The sequence below is a fragment of the Caballeronia sp. NK8 genome (assembly GCF_018408855.1).
GTDB lineage: Bacteria > Pseudomonadota > Gammaproteobacteria > Burkholderiales > Burkholderiaceae > Caballeronia.
Map to the genome: position 1 here is coordinate 2,975,816 of NZ_AP024322.1, position 16,178 is coordinate 2,991,993.

General features: G+C 63.9%; 15 protein-coding genes. 10 read left to right on the plus strand and 5 right to left on the minus strand.

Features of this window, described 5'->3' with window-relative positions:
• Window positions 1–15: 15 nt before the first annotated feature.
• Window positions 16–888: a diaminopimelate epimerase gene (gene dapF, locus NK8_RS14220; RefSeq protein ID WP_213226706.1), complete on the minus strand. Its 873-nt coding sequence runs from the start codon at window positions 886–888 to the stop codon at window positions 16–18.
• A 50-nt stretch (window positions 889–938) separates the two neighbouring features.
• Window positions 939–1,823 carry a lipid A biosynthesis lauroyl acyltransferase gene (locus tag NK8_RS14225; protein ID WP_162066678.1) on the minus strand — a complete coding sequence of 295 codons (885 nt, stop codon included), beginning with the start codon at window positions 1,821–1,823 and terminating at the stop codon, window positions 939–941.
• A 275-nt stretch (window positions 1,824–2,098) separates the two neighbouring features.
• On the opposite strand from NK8_RS14225, the gene metK reads away from it, so the two are divergent.
• Complete coding sequence (gene metK, locus NK8_RS14230; RefSeq protein ID WP_061174126.1) at window positions 2,099–3,286, plus strand: methionine adenosyltransferase; 1,188 nt, start codon at window positions 2,099–2,101, stop codon at window positions 3,284–3,286.
• A 124-nt stretch (window positions 3,287–3,410) separates the two neighbouring features.
• Window positions 3,411–4,490 (plus strand): alkene reductase, encoded by a 1,080-nt coding sequence (locus NK8_RS14235; protein ID WP_213226707.1) that lies wholly within the window; start codon window positions 3,411–3,413, stop codon window positions 4,488–4,490.
• A 7-nt stretch (window positions 4,491–4,497) separates the two neighbouring features.
• Here NK8_RS14235 and NK8_RS14240 read toward each other — a convergent pair whose 3' ends face one another.
• Window positions 4,498–4,848, minus strand: coding sequence for a hypothetical protein (locus tag NK8_RS14240; RefSeq protein ID WP_174258016.1), 351 nt, complete (start codon window positions 4,846–4,848; stop codon window positions 4,498–4,500).
• Between the two features lie 310 nt (window positions 4,849–5,158).
• Between NK8_RS14240 and NK8_RS14245 the strand changes: the two genes are divergently transcribed.
• On the plus strand, window positions 5,159–5,935 hold the full coding sequence (locus tag NK8_RS14245) for a phytanoyl-CoA dioxygenase family protein (RefSeq protein WP_213226708.1): 777 nt from the start codon (window positions 5,159–5,161) through the stop codon (window positions 5,933–5,935).
• 10 nt (window positions 5,936–5,945) lie between these two features.
• Here NK8_RS14245 and NK8_RS14250 read toward each other — a convergent pair whose 3' ends face one another.
• Entirely contained in the window at window positions 5,946–6,149 is a 204-nt protein-coding gene (locus tag NK8_RS14250; RefSeq protein WP_213226709.1) for a DUF3185 family protein, read from the minus strand.
• Window positions 6,150–6,208: 59 nt separating this feature from the next.
• Window positions 6,209–7,006, minus strand: a complete 798-nt coding sequence (locus NK8_RS14255; RefSeq protein WP_213226710.1) for a mechanosensitive ion channel family protein — start codon at window positions 7,004–7,006, stop codon at window positions 6,209–6,211.
• A gap of 232 nt (window positions 7,007–7,238) precedes the next feature.
• Between NK8_RS14255 and mgrA the strand changes: the two genes are divergently transcribed.
• The 7 genes from mgrA to NK8_RS14290 all read left to right on the plus strand — a co-directional run bounded on the left by mgrA (window position 7,239) and on the right by NK8_RS14290 (window position 16,174).
• The gene (gene mgrA / locus NK8_RS14260) at window positions 7,239–8,282 is read left to right on the plus strand and encodes an L-glyceraldehyde 3-phosphate reductase (RefSeq protein WP_213226711.1); all 1,044 of its coding nucleotides are present in this window, start codon (window positions 7,239–7,241) and stop codon (window positions 8,280–8,282) included.
• A gap of 507 nt (window positions 8,283–8,789) precedes the next feature.
• Window positions 8,790–9,560: a ferredoxin--NADP reductase gene (locus tag NK8_RS14265; RefSeq protein WP_162066685.1), complete on the plus strand. Its 771-nt coding sequence runs from the start codon at window positions 8,790–8,792 to the stop codon at window positions 9,558–9,560.
• Between the two features lie 343 nt (window positions 9,561–9,903).
• Window positions 9,904–10,758: a sensor histidine kinase gene (locus NK8_RS14270; RefSeq protein WP_213226712.1), complete on the plus strand. Its 855-nt coding sequence runs from the start codon at window positions 9,904–9,906 to the stop codon at window positions 10,756–10,758.
• 11 nt (window positions 10,759–10,769) lie between these two features.
• A complete protein-coding gene (gene rqpR, locus NK8_RS14275; protein WP_213226713.1) occupies window positions 10,770–11,423 on the plus strand; it encodes a response regulator transcription factor RqpR in 654 nt (217 codons plus the stop codon).
• Window positions 11,424–11,580: 157 nt separating this feature from the next.
• Window positions 11,581–13,023, plus strand: a complete 1,443-nt coding sequence (locus NK8_RS14280) for an amino acid permease (RefSeq protein ID WP_213226714.1) — start codon at window positions 11,581–11,583, stop codon at window positions 13,021–13,023.
• 230 nt (window positions 13,024–13,253) lie between these two features.
• Window positions 13,254–13,730, plus strand: a complete 477-nt coding sequence (locus tag NK8_RS14285; protein ID WP_213226715.1) for a (2Fe-2S)-binding protein — start codon at window positions 13,254–13,256, stop codon at window positions 13,728–13,730.
• Window positions 13,731–13,792: 62 nt separating this feature from the next.
• Window positions 13,793–16,174: a xanthine dehydrogenase family protein molybdopterin-binding subunit gene (locus NK8_RS14290; RefSeq protein WP_213226716.1), complete on the plus strand. Its 2,382-nt coding sequence runs from the start codon at window positions 13,793–13,795 to the stop codon at window positions 16,172–16,174.
• Window positions 16,175–16,178: the final 4 nt, after the last annotated feature.

The following is a 16,178-nucleotide window of genomic DNA, read 5'->3' on the forward strand; positions in this document are numbered from 1 at the left end:
GATGACCTGGTTGCGTTAATCAATGCGATCGAGCTCGATCTCGCCTTCGAAAACGGTCGCGGCGGGCCCTGCCATGAGCAGCGCGGCGGATTCGTCGCGCGCGCCGTCCCAGCTGATCGTGAGCATGCCGCCGTGCGTCTTCACGCGCACCGGCGAATCGAGCAGACCGCGCCGGATGCCCGCGGCCACCGCCGCGCACGCGCCCGTGCCGCACGCAAGCGTTTCGCCCGCGCCGCGCTCGAAGACGCGCAGCTTCACCGAATGACGATCGACGATCTGCATGAAGCCCGCATTCACGCGCTTCGGAAAGCGCGCGTGACGCTCGACGAGCGGGCCTTCGGTCAATACCGGATACGCCTCGACATTCTCGACGATCTGCACCGCGTGCGGATTGCCCATCGACACGGCGGAAATCCAGCGCGTTTCACCGTTCAGGTCGAGCGGCCAGAGCGTGTCGTTGCCTTGCCGGCGGCCTTCGAGGCCGAGCGCGTCGAACGGCACGTGCGGAGGATCGAACACCGGCGTGCTCATGTCGACGACGACTTCGCCGTTCTCCTGCATCGTCAGCGTGATGACGCCGTTCTGCACCTGCACGCGCACGGTCGAGGCGTCCGTCAGGCGCCGGTCGCGCACGAACTTCACGAAGCAGCGCGCGCCGTTGCCGCAATGCTCGACCTCGCCGCCATCGCAATTGAAGATGCGGTATTTGAAGTCGACACCGTCGATCGTCGGCTTTTCGACGAGCAGCAACTGATCCGCGCCCACGCCGAAATGGCGGTTCGCGAGTGCGCGCACCTGTGCGGCGCTGAGAGCGAGCGGCTGCGTGTAGCCGTCGAGCACGACGAAGTCGTTGCCCGCGCCCTGCATCTTGGTGAATTTGAGTTTCATGGCGGCTATTGTATGTGACCCGCGCTGCGGCGTTTCGCGCCCCTCACGCTTCAATAGAATCCCGGCTCGCCCGGCGGCCGGGTCTTGAAGCGCTTGTGCACCCAGTAATATTGCTCCGGCATGCGCGGAATCTGCTCTTCCAGAAACGCGTTCATGCGGCGCGCGTCGGCTTCGTCGTCGCCGGTCGGGTAGTCGTCCCACGGCTTGAAGATCTTCAGCCGATAACCCTTGTAGTCCGGCAACACCTCGCCGATGAACGGCACGACCTGCGCCTTGCCCGTCTTCGCGAGCCGGCCGACGGCCGTCAGCGTGCACGTGGGGATGCCGAAGAACGGCACGAACGTGGAGTTGCGCATGCCGTAGTCCATGTCCGCGCCGAGCATCACCGGCTTGCGATCGCGCAGCCAGCGCAGCACGATGCGCGCGCTGTCGGCGCGGCTCGCCATGTCGGCGCCGAAGCGGGCGCGCTGCGTCTTCGCGAGTTCCTCGATCTGCGGATTCGAGAACGGCTGATACAACGAACCGCAGCGCCGATGCAGCGAGTAATTGAGAAAGATCGAGCCCGCCTCGATACCGACGAAATGCAGCCCGAGAAAGAGCGTGGGCGGGAGGTCGGGATCGGTGAGATCGACGGCGCTGTCGACTTCGATCAGCTTTTCGAGCTTTTTCGCCGAGCCGAACCATTGCACGCTGCGCTCCACGTAGCTGCGGATCGCGTGCCGGAAGTGCTTCTGCGCGATGTCCTCGCGTTTTTCGTCGGACCACTCAGGAAAGCACAGCTTCAGATTCGTATGGACGATGCGTCTGCGGCGGCTCGGAATCTGATAGAGCAGCCAGCCGAGGGCATCGCCGAAACGCGCCGTGATGCCGTAAGGGATGAGCGCCAGGAACTTGAGAAAGCCGATGGCGAGCGCCACGCCGATGCGCCCTAGCATGAGCGGCTCCAGCGTGCGGACGGTCGGCCGCGATGAGCGGATGTTTGATGCGTGGCGGATTGCGACAAGCGTTCGGCTCTGTGAAAACAAGGGAAACCGGTATAATAGAACCTTCGCCGAGTTAATGGACAACTTGCGGGGCGAAGCGAGTCGGAGTCTTCTTATGTTTCGAGAAGAAGCCGGCCCGGAAAGACATCCGCTAAAGCGTCGCCGCTTCAGACTCCAAACGAAGACGGCTACGTGAATATCAACCGTACTCAAATGGAGTCTGAAGCGTGTCGAACGACTATCTCTTTACTTCCGAATCCGTTTCCGAAGGTCACCCCGACAAGGTCGCCGATCAAATCTCCGACGCCATCCTCGACGCCATCCTGTCGCAGGACAAATATTCGCGCGTCGCGGCGGAAACGCTCTGCAACACCGGTCTCGTCGTCCTCGCGGGCGAAATCACGACCACCGCCAACGTCGATTACATCCAGGTCGCGCGCGACACCATCAAGCGCATCGGCTACGACAACACGGATTTCGGCATCGATTATCGCGGCTGCGCGGTGCTCGTCGCGTACGACAAGCAATCGCCGGATATCGCGCAAGGCGTGAACAAGGCGCATGACGACAACCTCGATCAAGGTGCCGGCGACCAGGGCCTGATGTTCGGTTACGCGTGCGACGAAACGCCCGAACTCATGCCGCTGCCGATTCACCTGTCGCACCGTCTCGTCGAGCGTCAGGCGAACCTGCGCCGCGACGGCCGTCTGCCGTGGCTGCGTCCGGATGCGAAGTCGCAGGTCACCGTGCGTTATGTCGATGGCCGCGCGCATTCCATCGACACCGTCGTGCTCTCCACGCAGCATTCGCCGGACATCGATCTGCCGCAACTGCGCGAAGCGGTGATCGAGGAAGTCATCAAGCCGACGCTGCCGAAGGAACTCATCAAGGGCGACATCAAGTTCCTGGTGAACCCGACGGGCCGTTTCGTCATCGGCGGTCCGCAGGGCGATTGCGGTCTGACGGGCCGCAAGATCATCGTCGATACCTACGGCGGCGCGGCTCCGCACGGCGGCGGCGCGTTCTCGGGCAAGGACCCGTCGAAGGTGGACCGTTCGGCCGCCTACGCGGGCCGTTATGTCGCGAAGAATATCGTCGCGGCGGGTCTGGCATCGCGCGCGCTGATTCAGGTTTCGTACGCGATCGGCGTCGCACGCCCGACTTCGGTCATGGTCAACACGTTCGGCACGGGTCGCGTGTCGGATGCGGAGATCACGAAGCTCGTGCAGGAGCACTTCGACCTGCGTCCGAAGGGCATCATCCAGATGCTCGACCTGCTGCGCCCGATCTACGAAAAGACGGCGGCATACGGCCACTTCGGCCGCGAAGAGCCGGAATTCACGTGGGAAATCGCCGACAAGGCGCTCGCGCTGGCCGAAGCGGCTGGCACGGAACCGGTCGCAAGCGTGGCGTAACGCCATCGTCTGAACGGGCAGGACAGAAGCCGGCAAGCATTGCGCTTGCCGGCTTTTTCGCGTCTGCGCGGCGCGTTTCTTGCGGAATGTCTGAACGGCAAGACCAGACATTCGCGGAGTCGCCATGCCGCACGACACGCTTTTTTCACCCGTCACCATCGGCAAGCTCGAACTGCCGAATCGCATCGTGATGGCGCCGCTCGCGCGTCATCGCGCGTCGCAGCCCGGCGACGTTCCATCCGAAATGAACGCCCACTATTACGCGCAGCGCGCGAGCGCCGGGCTGATCGTCACCGAGCCCACGCAGATTTCACGGCAAGGCCAGGGCGGCTGGGCCACGCCGGGCATTTACACTGTGGCGCAGGAAGCGGGCTGGAAGGGCGTCGTCGGCGCGGTGCATGCGCGGCACGGACGCATCGCGGCGTTGTTGTCGCATGCGGGGCGCGTGTCGCATCGGCGCTTGCAGGAGGCGGGGGCGCCGCCCGTCGCGCCGTCCGCGATTCGTGCGTGCGGTGCGACGGTGTTGGTTCAGCATGAGGACGGTACGACAGGCTTCATCGACGCCGACGATCCGCGCCCGCTCGACACCGATGAGATCGCGGGCGTCGTGCTGCAGTATGTCGACGCTGCGCACCGCGCCGATCGTGCCGGCTTCGACCTGATCGAGATCGACGCCGCGAACGGTTGCCTGCTGCATCAGTTCATCGCGACCGGCACGAACCGGCGCACCGATGACTACGGCGGCAGCGTCGAAAACCGGGTGCGGATCGTCGTCGATGTATTGAACGTGGTGGCGGGCGTGGTCGGCGCGCATCGCGTCGGCATCCGGCTTTCGCCGGGATTCACCGGCGCCGGTATCGAGGATGCCGAAGCGCTGGCGTCGCTATCGCATCTGGAGGGGGAACTGAAGCGCATCGGCATTGCGTATGTGCAACTCGCCGATGCTGACAACACTCTGCGCGATTCCTACGACGGCGCGATCATCGCGACGGCCGATTGCGGGCCCGGGGATGCGAATGCGCTCATCGAGCACGGTGATGCCGATGCCGTGGCGTTCGGCCGCGCGTTCGTCGCGAATCCTGATCTGGTGGAGCGCATGCAGGCGAATCTTGCGCTTGCCGAAGCCGATCCGTCGACGCTTCAAGGCGGCGGCGAGGCGGGCTATACGGACTATCCGGCGGCGGACGATACGCAACGCCGATGAAGCGCGCTCAACGCGCGGCGAACGCGTACCAGCCCGCGCTGCTCGTGGACAGTCTGCGCGGACGGCGGCTCGTTTGCGCGGCGGCCTTCGGTTTCGGCGACGGCGCGCGCAACTGCACCGGACGGCGCAACAAGGCGCGCAGCGACACGCGACGCGACGCCGCACGCACACGCAGATTGAAGAAGAAACCACGGAACCATGACCGGATGCCGTCGACCGGATGCACATTCTTCAGTTGCTCGGCGAGCAACTGGCTGCGGGTGGAGTGATGACGCAGCGCGCGGATCATGCCGCGGCGGGCAGGACGCGCGGCGCGCGAGGCAACACGCGAAAGGCCGATAGCAATACGGTGGTTCATGTCGGGGGAGGTCGGATGCGTGGAAGCAAACTCGACGATAGTCGTCTCAAAAATAGCGTTCAAGGATTCGATTCAAAGGCGTTCGCCAAGTTGCACCGAATTGATGCGGCCAATGTACAAGACCTTTATTACCCGGGTAAGTCCGCGTTTTCCCTGCCGATTTATGAAGCGCCTGCTGATAAATAACCAGCAATACGTTGTGGCGCGGGCCTTTGCGCGACGCCGGATTTACAATCGCTGTATTCGCCCCGATTCCGGATATAGCGTCGCCGGCATGGTTCATTCGAAAGCGGCAGGACCAAGAACTGAAATGTCTGAACAAAACGCGTTGAAATCGAAAAAAGAACAGGTTCACGAGCTGCGCGAAAAGGGCTACGTGATCGTGAAAGGGCTGGTCTCGCAGGAGCGGCGTGACGCGATGCGCGAGGTCGCGCGTCAGCAGCTCGCGCAGGCCGCCGCGCCCGTGGAATTCGAAGCCGATCTGAAATATCCGGGCGCGCCTGATTCGAAAGACGCGCCCGGCGGGCACACCGTGCGCCGCCTGCTCGACGCCTACGCGCGCCATCCGCTCTTCGCGGAGTTCGCGACGTCGCCCGAAGTGCGCGGCTGGATGGAGCTGTATTTCGGCGAGGCGCCGTACCTTTCGCGCGCGCATCACAACTGCATGATGACGAAGCACCCGGCGTACGGAAGCCTGACGGGCTGGCATCGAGATGTGCGCTACTGGGCGTTCGAGCGCGACGATCTCGTATCCGCGTGGGTCGCGCTCGGCCACGAAACGGTCGATAACGGCGCGCTCTGGTTCGTGCCGACATCGCACAAGCTGCCGTTCACGTCCGAGCGTTTCGACGACGCCAAATTCTTCCGCTCCGATCTGCCCGAAAACGCGGCGCTGATCCGCACGGCGGTATCGCCCGAACTCGAACCGGGCGATGTCGTGTTCTTCCATTGCAACACGCTGCATTCGGCCGGCAAGAACCTCTCCGATCAGGTGAAGTTCTCGCTCGTGTTCACGTATCGCGGCGCGAGCAACGCGGCGCTGCCCGGCACGCGCTCGGCGTCGAAGCCGGAAGTGCCGCTGGTCTGACGTCTGACGGTCAGCGCTTCGACGGCATCGTGAGGCCGATCAGCCCGGCGAGCGATGCGACGATGCCGCCCGCGATCAGCCAGATGGTCTTGTTCGTGGGCGAGCCCGTGAAGAAGCGCGCGACGTCGTTGGAGAGCGAATGGAATGACGTGCCGCCGAAATACAGCAGCACGACGCCGCCGACAAGCAGCGCAACGGAAATCGCTCGGGTCATATCGTGTTTCTCGTCTGTCAGGGCGCGTCAGCTTATTCGCTCCACGCGAACGCGTCCAGTCACGCGGCCACCGCCTGTTCGCGCGTGTACGGCTGAATCTTGCGCAGCAGATCGGCCATCACGTATTGGTGATCGCTGCGGGTCGTCCACGCGCCGAGGTTGTACTTGACGCCGGTATCGGTGTAATCGGTGACCGCGACCCACGGCGCGGAAGGCCCGTCCTGCACGATGCGCTGATCTTCGCTCATCAGCCGGCGCAACTCGCCTAGCACCTGTTCGACCCGCAGCCCATGCTGCGCCTGAAAATTGATGACGACGCGCCGGCGATCGTTCGCGCTGTAGTTGGTGATGGCGTTCGCCCAGATCAGGCTGTTCGGCACGAACATGACGATGCCGTCGGCTTTCGTGAGACGCGTCGTGAAGAGCCCGATCTCGTTGACGGTACCCGCCGTCGTACCGACACCCTCGATATAGTCGCCGACGCGAAACGGCCGCAGCAGCAACAGCATCAGGCCGGCCGCGATATTCTGCAGCGTGCCCTGCAGCGCGAGACCGATGGCCAGGCCGGCGGCGCCGAGCACGGTCAGAATGCTGGCCGCGGCGATGCCGAACTTGCCGAGCGCCGCGACGATGGCGATCACGCGGATCGCCCACATCGCCAGGCTGGCGAGCACCGGCGTGAGGGTGGCGTCCACGTTGGTGCGCCCGAGCGTGCGGCGCAGCGCGTTCGCGACGGTGTTGGAAATCCACCAGCCCACCGCGAGAATCAAAATCGCCAACACGATGTCGATGCCGTAGGTCACGGCGATCGCGGTGAAGGAATCGTAGGCGGGCCGCAGTCTGTCGATCGAATCCATGGGTCAAGCTCCTCGAAACGGAATCTGCATTGGTCCGGGTTCGGGCGCGAACGTTCCCGTGGCGGCCATTCGGCCGGTGCCGAATAGCGGGACGGCGGCGCGTGCCGTGCGCGCCGCGCTCCGATTGGCTTACCATTGACGCCCTTGGCTGAGCGCCGCGCGCCCGCCGCGTCGCACCGTCCGGCGTCTTTCGCAAGTCCGTTCAATTCGCAATCCGCAGAGGAAATCCGTCATGACCTATCAAGCAGCGTCCGAGCGATATACGCAGATGCAATACCGCACCTGCGGCAGGAGCGGGTTGAAGCTGCCCGCGCTGTCGCTGGGTTTGTGGCATAACTTCGGCGATGACACGCCGATCTCCACGCAACGCGACATCCTGCGCACCGCGTTCGATCTCGGCGTCACCCATTTCGATCTCGCGAACAACTACGGTCCGCCGTACGGCAGCGCGGAGACCAATTTCGGCCGCATCTTCAAGGATGATTTCCGACCTTATCGCGACGAACTGCTGATCTCGTCGAAAGCCGGCTGGGACATGTGGCCCGGTCCGTACGGCCAGGGCGGCGGCTCGCGCAAGTACGTGCTCGCGAGTCTCGACCAGAGCCTGAAGCGCATGGGCCTCGATTACGTCGATATCTTCTACTCGCATCGCTTCGACGCCGATACGCCGCTGGAAGAAACCGCCGGCGCGCTCGCGACCGCCGTGCACTCGGGCAAGGCGCTCTACGTGGGCATTTCGTCGTATTCGGCGGCCAAGACGCGCGAAATGGCGAAGCTGCTCGCCGAACACAAGGTGCCGCTCCTGATCCATCAGCCTTCGTACAACATGCTGAATCGCTGGATCGAGGAGGACCTGCTCGACACGCTCGACGAGGTCGGCGCGGGCAGCATCGCGTTTACGCCGCTCGCGCAAGGCCTTCTGACGAGCAAATATCTGAACGGCGTGCCGCAGGATGCGCGCGTCAACAAGCCGGGCGGCGGGTCGCTCAAGCAGGAGCATCTGAGCGACGCGAACCTCGCGCATGTGCGCAAGCTCAACGAACTCGCCCAGAAACGCGGCCAGAGCCTCGCACAGATGGCGCTCGCATGGGCGCTGCGTGGTGAGCGGGTGACGTCGGTGCTGATCGGCGCGAGCCGCGCGGAACAGGTCGCGGAGAACGTCGGCGCGCTGAAGAACCTCGATTTCACCAAGGAAGAGCTCGCGGAAATCGATCAGCACGCGCAGGACGGCGGCGTCAACCTGTGGGAAAAGCCGTCGACGGATCAGCGCATCTGACGCGTCGCACCTTTCGCCAGAAGGGTATTTCGAGATACGCGCGGGAACCATTGCTATCATGCGGGCTCGGCAGCTTTTCGGCAGCGATCGAGGTCGCCGCCGATTCGGGCCGCCGGCCCGCGCAGCCCGCCGAAAGCGCATGTCTTCAGCACGCACGTTCGCCCACGAGGCGCGCGTGCGCGCCTTTGCCGCCGTATCGACGTTCGGACCGCGAAACGACTATCGGGTTAAAATAGCCGATTGCGCCGGGCTGTCTGGTTTTTGCGCGATGTTCACGCAAGGCGCAGCGTGAATCGCTGTCTTCGAATCGCGGCTCCGGGCCGGTTTTGAATCGGCCTGAAGTTCAAGCCGCGGCCGTCACCGTTCGATCGTCCTTTTCAGGCAGCGCAGCGCCCTCGTAGCGCGCCTTGTTTTCGACGCCGGCCCGGCGAGGCATCGGCCGCAGATCAGCCGCGAGCGTCGGAGCGTCACCCGCTATCGCACAGTTAGAGCACAGTTCAAGAAGCCATGAGCAACCTTAATTCTCAAACCGTTCTGAGCGTCCACCACTGGACCGACACGCTTTTCAGTTTCACCTGCACCCGAGACAGCTCGTTCCGCTTCGAGAACGGTCAGTTCACGATGGTAGGCCTCGAAGTCGATGGCAAGCCGCTGCTGCGCGCCTACAGCCTCGCGAGCGCGAACTATGAAGAGCACCTCGAATTTTTGAGCATCAAGGTTCCCGACGGCCCGCTCACCTCGCGCCTGCAACATTTGAAAGTGGGCGATTCCGTGCTGATCGGCAAGAAGCCGACGGGCACGCTCGTCGCCGACAACCTGCTGCCCGGCAAGACGCTGTGGCTCCTCTCGACCGGCACGGGCCTCGCGCCGTTCATGTCGATCATCAAGGACCCGGACGTCTACGACCGCTACGAGAAGATCGTGCTGACGCATACCTGCCGTTTCGTCGACGAACTCGCGTACAAGGATTTCATCACCGAGCACTTGCCGGCGCATGAGCATATCGGCGAAATCGTCGCCGAGAAGCTCGTCTACTACCCGACGGTCACGCGCGAGGAATTCGCGAATCGCGGCCGCATCACCGATCTGATCGAGACGAAGAAGCTGTTCGCGGATCTTTCGGTCGAGCCGTTCTCGGTCGAAAACGACCGCGTGATGCTTTGCGGCAGCCCGCACATGCTGCGCGACACCCGCGAATTGCTCGATTCGATGGGCTTCCAGGAAGGCAGCAACAACCATCCGGGCCACTATGTCGTGGAGAAGGCGTTCGTCGGCTGAGCCGGTACGACGTCCCGCCCGCGAAAACCGGAGCCGCGCGCTCCGGTTTTTTTTCGCCCGCTGAAAAGGAAGCGAAAAGCATCGCTGTTACAAATCAGGCGTCGTCAGTAGGTGTTTTTCCTACGCATTGTGTGCGCCAAACTTGGCAAATGACATGAAGTTCGTCCGTCGGAGCCTTGTCGGACATAGATTTATAATATTTTTGAGATATGATCCGTTTACGCCGAGACGACGCGCTTCGTTGCGCAGTCCGTCACCGATGTTACAGAGTGTAAATTCAGTTACGCCGCTCGTGTGCTGGCCGAGGACGTAGCTCCAGTTGCGCTCATAGCGAGGACAGTGAATGAATTCGTCGGCCACGATCACGCTCGATGAGAGCCCGATTCGCCGCGCCCCGCTGCGCGGGGTCTCCGCACCGGCGCTGGAATGTGCCGGCGCGCCATTTGCCTCACCCTATTCCGCGCTGATCGACGCCAAGCTCAAGGGCGATCGACAGATTCAGCGCCTCAACGCCCGCGTCCAGGAACTCGCCGCGCTGCTCGCCGCAACGGAAGAGCGCGCGCGCCAGGCGCTCGCGCAGGACTTTCACGACGAAACCGGCGCGGCGCTCACCGTCGCCAACCTCGCGCTCGCGCGCGCCGGCCACTGGCTGCCTGCCGATGCGCCCGCCACGCTCGGCGATGCGCTGTATCAGGCGCGCGCGGCGCTCGCCGAAGTCTGCGAGGCGAGTCATCGCATCGTCGAAGGATTGCAGACGCCGAAGCTCGATGCGAACTTCGCCGCCACGCTCGCCGGCTGGGTCGCGAGCTTCGGGGCGCGCACGGCGATCGCCGTCGACTTTTCCTGCCCCGGCGATGCGCGGCTCGACCGCATGTCGCACGATATGTCGCTCGCGCTCTTTCGACTCATGCAGGAAGCGCTCGGCAATGTCGCGCGTCACGCGCACGCCGCGCGCGCCCACGTGAGCATCGCGCTCGACGCGCAAGGCGTGGTGCTGAGCATCGTCGACGATGGCGTCGGCATCAGCGCGGCCGCGCGGCGCAAGAGCGGGCGCTTCGGTCTGTCCGGCATGCGCGCGCGCTGCGAGGCGCTCGGCGGCAGCTTGCGCGTCGCGGCGACGAAGCCGGCGGGAACCTGCGTGCGCGCCCGTCTGCCGTGGACCGCGGCGCGTCCCGGCCTGTTTGCGCTGAGCGCCTGAGGCGGCACGCGATGCTCAGGATCCTGCTCGCCGACGATCACGCCATCGTGCGCCGCGGTGTCGCGCAATTGCTCGTCGAGCGCGGCGTGGCGTCGGAGGTGTCGGAAGCCGAAACGGGCATGCAGGCGCTCGCGCTCGCCGCGCGCCGTCCGCTCGACGTCGCGCTGCTCGACATCTCTCTGCCCGATGTCAATGGAATCGACCTGCTGAAGCGTCTGAAACGCGAAACGCCGCGGCTTCCGGTGCTGATGTTCTCGATGTATCGCGAGGACCAATACGCGGTGCGGGCCTTGAAGGCGGGCGCGTCGGGCTATCTGTCGAAGACGGCGGACCCGGCGCTGATGATCGGCGCGATTCAGCAGGTCGCGGCGGGGCGCAAGTACGTCAGTCCGGAAATGGCCGAGGCGCTCGCGACTTACGTGTCGCTCGACTCGGACCGGATGCCGCACGAAAACCTTTCTGACCGCGAGTATCAGACGCTGTGCATGCTGGCATCGGGCAAGCGGCTGACAGACATCGCAAATGCTTTATCTCTTTCAGTTAAAACCGTGAGCGTTTATCGCGCGCGGTTGCTGGAGAAAATGAAGCTCGCCAACAACGCCGAGCTTACGTTCTACGTGGTGAGCAATCGCCTGGTCGACATGAATCCGGCGATCGCGGGGTAATTTTTATCCTGTTCAGGATAAAAAAGAGTGGATCGTAACAATTCGCCGCAAGAATGCGTCACGTGCCCGGTCAATGGGCAATCATCGAGTCTCCGATAAAATGTCGGGTTTTCCCGCATCAGGGGCGCCCGCACGCGCCAGAAGGAGACTCACCGCAATGTCGTTGTTCCGCAAGAAAAATATCGAGCACATGCTGGCCGGCGCGCACAGCACGTCGCTCAAGAAGACGCTCGGCGCCCTCGATCTGACCTTTCTCGGCATCGGGGCCATCATCGGCACGGGGATTTTCGTGCTGACCGGCACCGGCGCCGTGCAGGCCGGTCCGGCGCTGATGATCTCGTTCCTCGTCGCGGCGATCGCGTGCTGTTTCGCCGCCCTCGCCTACGCCGAATTCTCGTCGACCATTCCTGTTGCCGGTTCCATCTACACCTATTCGTACGCCACACTCGGCGAACTCGCCGCGTGGATCATCGGCTGGGACCTGATGCTCGAATACGGGCTCGCGACTTCCGCGGTGTCGGTCGGCTGGTCGGGCTATCTGCAATCGCTGCTGTCGGGCTTCGGCGTTTCCCTGCCGATGGCGCTCACCGCCGCGCCCGGCGCGCTGCCGGGCCACGTCACCTTCTTCAACCTGCCCGCGTTTCTCGTGATGATGGCGATCACGTCGCTGCTGTCGGTCGGCGTGAAGGAATCGACGCGCGTGAACAACCTCATGGTCGCGATCAAGGTGACCGTCGTGCTGCTCGTGATCGCGGTCGGCGTGTTCCATGTCAAGCCGGCGAACTGGCATCCGTTCATGCCGAACGGCTGGTCCGGCGTGTTCGGCGCCGCGGCGGTGATGTTCTTCGCGTTCATCGGCTTCGATTCAGTGTCCTCGGCGGCAGAGGAGGTGAAGAATCCGAAGCGCGATCTGCCGATCGGCATCATCTCGTCGCTCGCGGTGTGCGCGGTGCTGTACGTCGCGGTCGCGGCGGTCGTGACGGGCATCGTGCCGGCGGCGCAGTTCGCGAACAATCCGCATCCGGTGTCGTTCGCGCTGCAGGTGGCGGGACAGAACTGGGTCGCGGGCTTCATCGACCTCGGCGCAGTGCTCGGCATGCTCACCGTGATTCTGGTGATGAGCTACGGCCAGACGCGCATCATCTACGCGATGTCGCGTGACGGTCTGCTGCCCAAGCGCCTTTCGAGCGTGCATCCGCGTTTCGCGACGCCGTTCCTGACGACCTGGCTCGTCGGCATTTTCTTCGGCCTGATCGGCGCGCTCGTGCCGCTCAACGTGCTCGCGGAACTGATCAACATCGGCACGCTGGCCGCGTTCTCGATGGTGTCGATCGCCGTGCTGATCCTGCGCCGCACGCATCCCGATCTGCCGCGCGCGTTCCGTTGCCCGGGCGTGCCCGTCGTGCCGGTTCTTGCGGTGGCGTCGTGCCTGTTCCTGATGATCAATCTTCAGGCGATGACGTGGATCGCGTTCGGGGTGTGGCTCGTGATCGGCCTCGCGATCTACTTCCTGTATTCGCGCCGCTACGCGGTGCTCGGGCGCGCGCCGCTCGAAGCGCCTGCGGCCAGCGCGAAGCAACGAGAAACCGTGACGCACTGAGCGTCGTCATCGCGAGTAAAAAGCGCCGCCCGAGAGGCGGCGCTTTTGCGTTTAAAGACCCAACGCGCGCAAATTTGGGACGGGCGTTCGCGCGGATGGCGACGTGCGCGGAATTATGTTTTACTCGCTGCTACAAACAGATAACACCAAACCCAGCTGAACGCTCACGGCGGCAGTAAGGCAGGTGCAACGGCGTGAAGCTGGACCGTCCTCACCAAGGAGACAGTGAAATGGCGCTCAGCATCAGCCTGACGGTCAACGGGAAACCTGTGACCGCCACCGTCGAACCGCATCTTCTGCTCGTCCAGTTTCTCCGCGAACAACTCAGACTCACCGGCACGCATATCGGCTGCGACACTGCGCAGTGCGGCGCGTGCACGGTTCATCTCGATGGCCGCGCGATCAAGTCTTGCAACATCCTCGCCGCGCAGGCAGACGGCATGGAAGTGACGACCATCGAAGGCATGGCGAAAGACGGCCAGCTTCATCCGATGCAGGCGGCGTTCAAGGAATGTCACGGCCTTCAGTGCGGATTCTGCACGCCGGGCATGGTGATGAGCGCGAGCGCGCTGGCGGCGCAATCGCCCAATCTCTCCGAAGAAGAAGTGCGCGAGCAGCTCGACGGCAACCTGTGCCGCTGTACGGGCTATCACAACATCGTCAAAGCGGTTCTCCAGGGCGCGCAGGCCATGAAAACCAGCGCCTGATACGCGCGCGTTGCGCCCCTTCCATTCGAAACGATGAATCGCGCCTTGAAAAGGAGACCGCGATGAATGCCCCTGAGCAACAGAAATTGATCGGCGCCGGCGTCAAACGCAAGGAAGATTACCGCTTCCTGACGGGCGCGGGCCAGTACACCGACGATGTCGTCCTGCCGCAGCAGAGCTTCGGCGTATTCCTGCGCTCGCCGCACGCGCACGCGAAGATCGCGCGCATCGATATTGAAGCCGCGAGGAAGTCGCCGGGCGTGATCGGCATCTTCACCGGCAAGGACATGGCGGGCGAGAACGTCGGCGGCCTGCCGTGCGGCTGGCTCATCCACAGCACCGACGGCTCGCCGATGCACGAGCCGCCGCATCCCGTCATCGCGCACGACAAGGTGCTGCATGTGGGCGATCAGGTCGCGCTGGTCGTCGCGGAATCGGTGAAGGAGGCGAAAGACGCGCTCGAACTGATCGAGGTGGATTACGACGAACTTCCCGCGACCGTCGATACCGGGAGCGCATCGGATGCCGGTCAGTCGCTCGTGCACGACAGCGTGCCGAACAACGTCTGCTACAACTGGGGCCACGGCGACAAGGCGAAGACCGACGCCGCTTTCGCGCAGGCCGCGCACGTGACCACGCTCGATATCGTGAACCAGCGCCTCGTGCCGAACGCGATCGAGCCGCGCGCCGTGAACGCGAGCTATTCGAAGCACGACGAGAGCTACACGGTGTACGTCGCGAATCAGAATCCGCACGTCGAGCGTCTGCTGATGGCGGCGTTCGTGCTGTCGCTGCCGGAATCGAAGCTGCGCGTGATCGCGCCGGACGTGGGCGGCGGCTTCGGCTCGAAGATCTTTCTGTATCCGGAGGATGTCGCGCTGACGTGGGCGTCGAAGAAAGTTGGGCGGCCGATCAAGTGGACGGCGGAGCGCTCCGAAGCATTCCTCTCCGACGCGCACGGCCGCGATCACGTCACCAAGGCCGAACTCGCGCTCGACAAGGACGGCAAGTTCATCGGCATGCGCGTGCATACGACGGCGAACATGGGCGCGTATCTGTCGACGTTCGCATCGTCGATTCCGACCGTGCTCTACGCGACGCTGCTCGCCGGCCAGTACACGACGCCCGCGATCTATGCGGAAGTGAAAGCGGTGTTCACGAACACGGTGCCGGTCGATGCGTATCGCGGCGCGGGCCGTCCGGAAGCAACCTACGTCGTCGAGCGCCTCGTCGAAACCGCGGCGCGCGAGTTGAACATCGATCCGGTCGAACTGCGCCGGCGCAACTTCATCCGCGAGTTTCCGTACGCGACGCCGGTCGGTCTCACCTACGACACCGGCGATTACGACGCGTGCCTGAACCGCGCGCTCGAACTCGCCGACGTGAAAGGCTTCGCGGCGCGCAAGGAAGAATCGAAGAAGAGCGGCAAGCTGCGCGGCATCGGTTACTCGTGCTACATCGAGGCGTGCGGGCTCGCGCCGTCGAATGTCGCGGGCGCGCTGGGCGCGCGTGCGGGCCTGTTCGAGGCGGGCGAAGTGCGCGTGCATCCGACCGGCTCCGTCACCGTCTTCACCGGCTCGCACAGCCACGGGCAAGGGCACGAAACGACCTTCGCGCAAGTCGTCGCGGACCGGCTCGGCATCGCGATCGAGAACATCGAAGTCATTCACGGCGATACCGGGCGCATTCCGTTCGGCATGGGCACGTACGGCTCGCGTTCGATTTCGGTCGGCGGCTCGGCGATCATGAAGGCGCTCGACAAGGTCGAAGCGAAGGCGAAGAAGATCGCCGCGCATCTGCTCGAAGCGGCGGCGGAGGACATCGAGTTCAAGAACGGCGTGTTCCGCGTCGCGGGCACGGACCGCACGAAGACCTTCGTCGATGTATCGCTCGCCGCGTACGTGCCGCACAACTTCCCGCTCGAAACCATGGAGCCGGGCCTCAACGAAAACGCGTTCTACGATCCGACCAACTTCACGTATCCGTCGGGCGCGTATGTGTGCGAAGTCGAAGTGGATCAGGACACGGGCGAGACGCGCATCCAGAAATTCACGGCAGTCGATGATTTCGGCAACGTGATCAATCCGATGATCGTCGAAGGCCAGGTGCACGGCGGGCTGGGGCAGGGCATCGGTCAGGCGATGCTCGAACGCTGCGTGTACGACAACAGCACCGGCCAGTTGCTTTCCGGCTCGTTCATGGATTACGCGATGCCGCACGCGATCGACCTGCCGAACTTCACGGTCGAAACCGCGAAGGGCACGCCGTGCACGCACAATCCGCTCGGCGTGAAGGGCTGCGGCGAAGCGGGCGCGATCGGCTCGCCGCCCGCCGTCATCAACGCGATTCTCGATGCGCTCAGCCACCTCGGCGTGAAGGATCTGCAGATGCCCGCCACGCCGCATCGCGTCTGGACCGCGATGCACAACGCCCAACACGCCTGAGGAG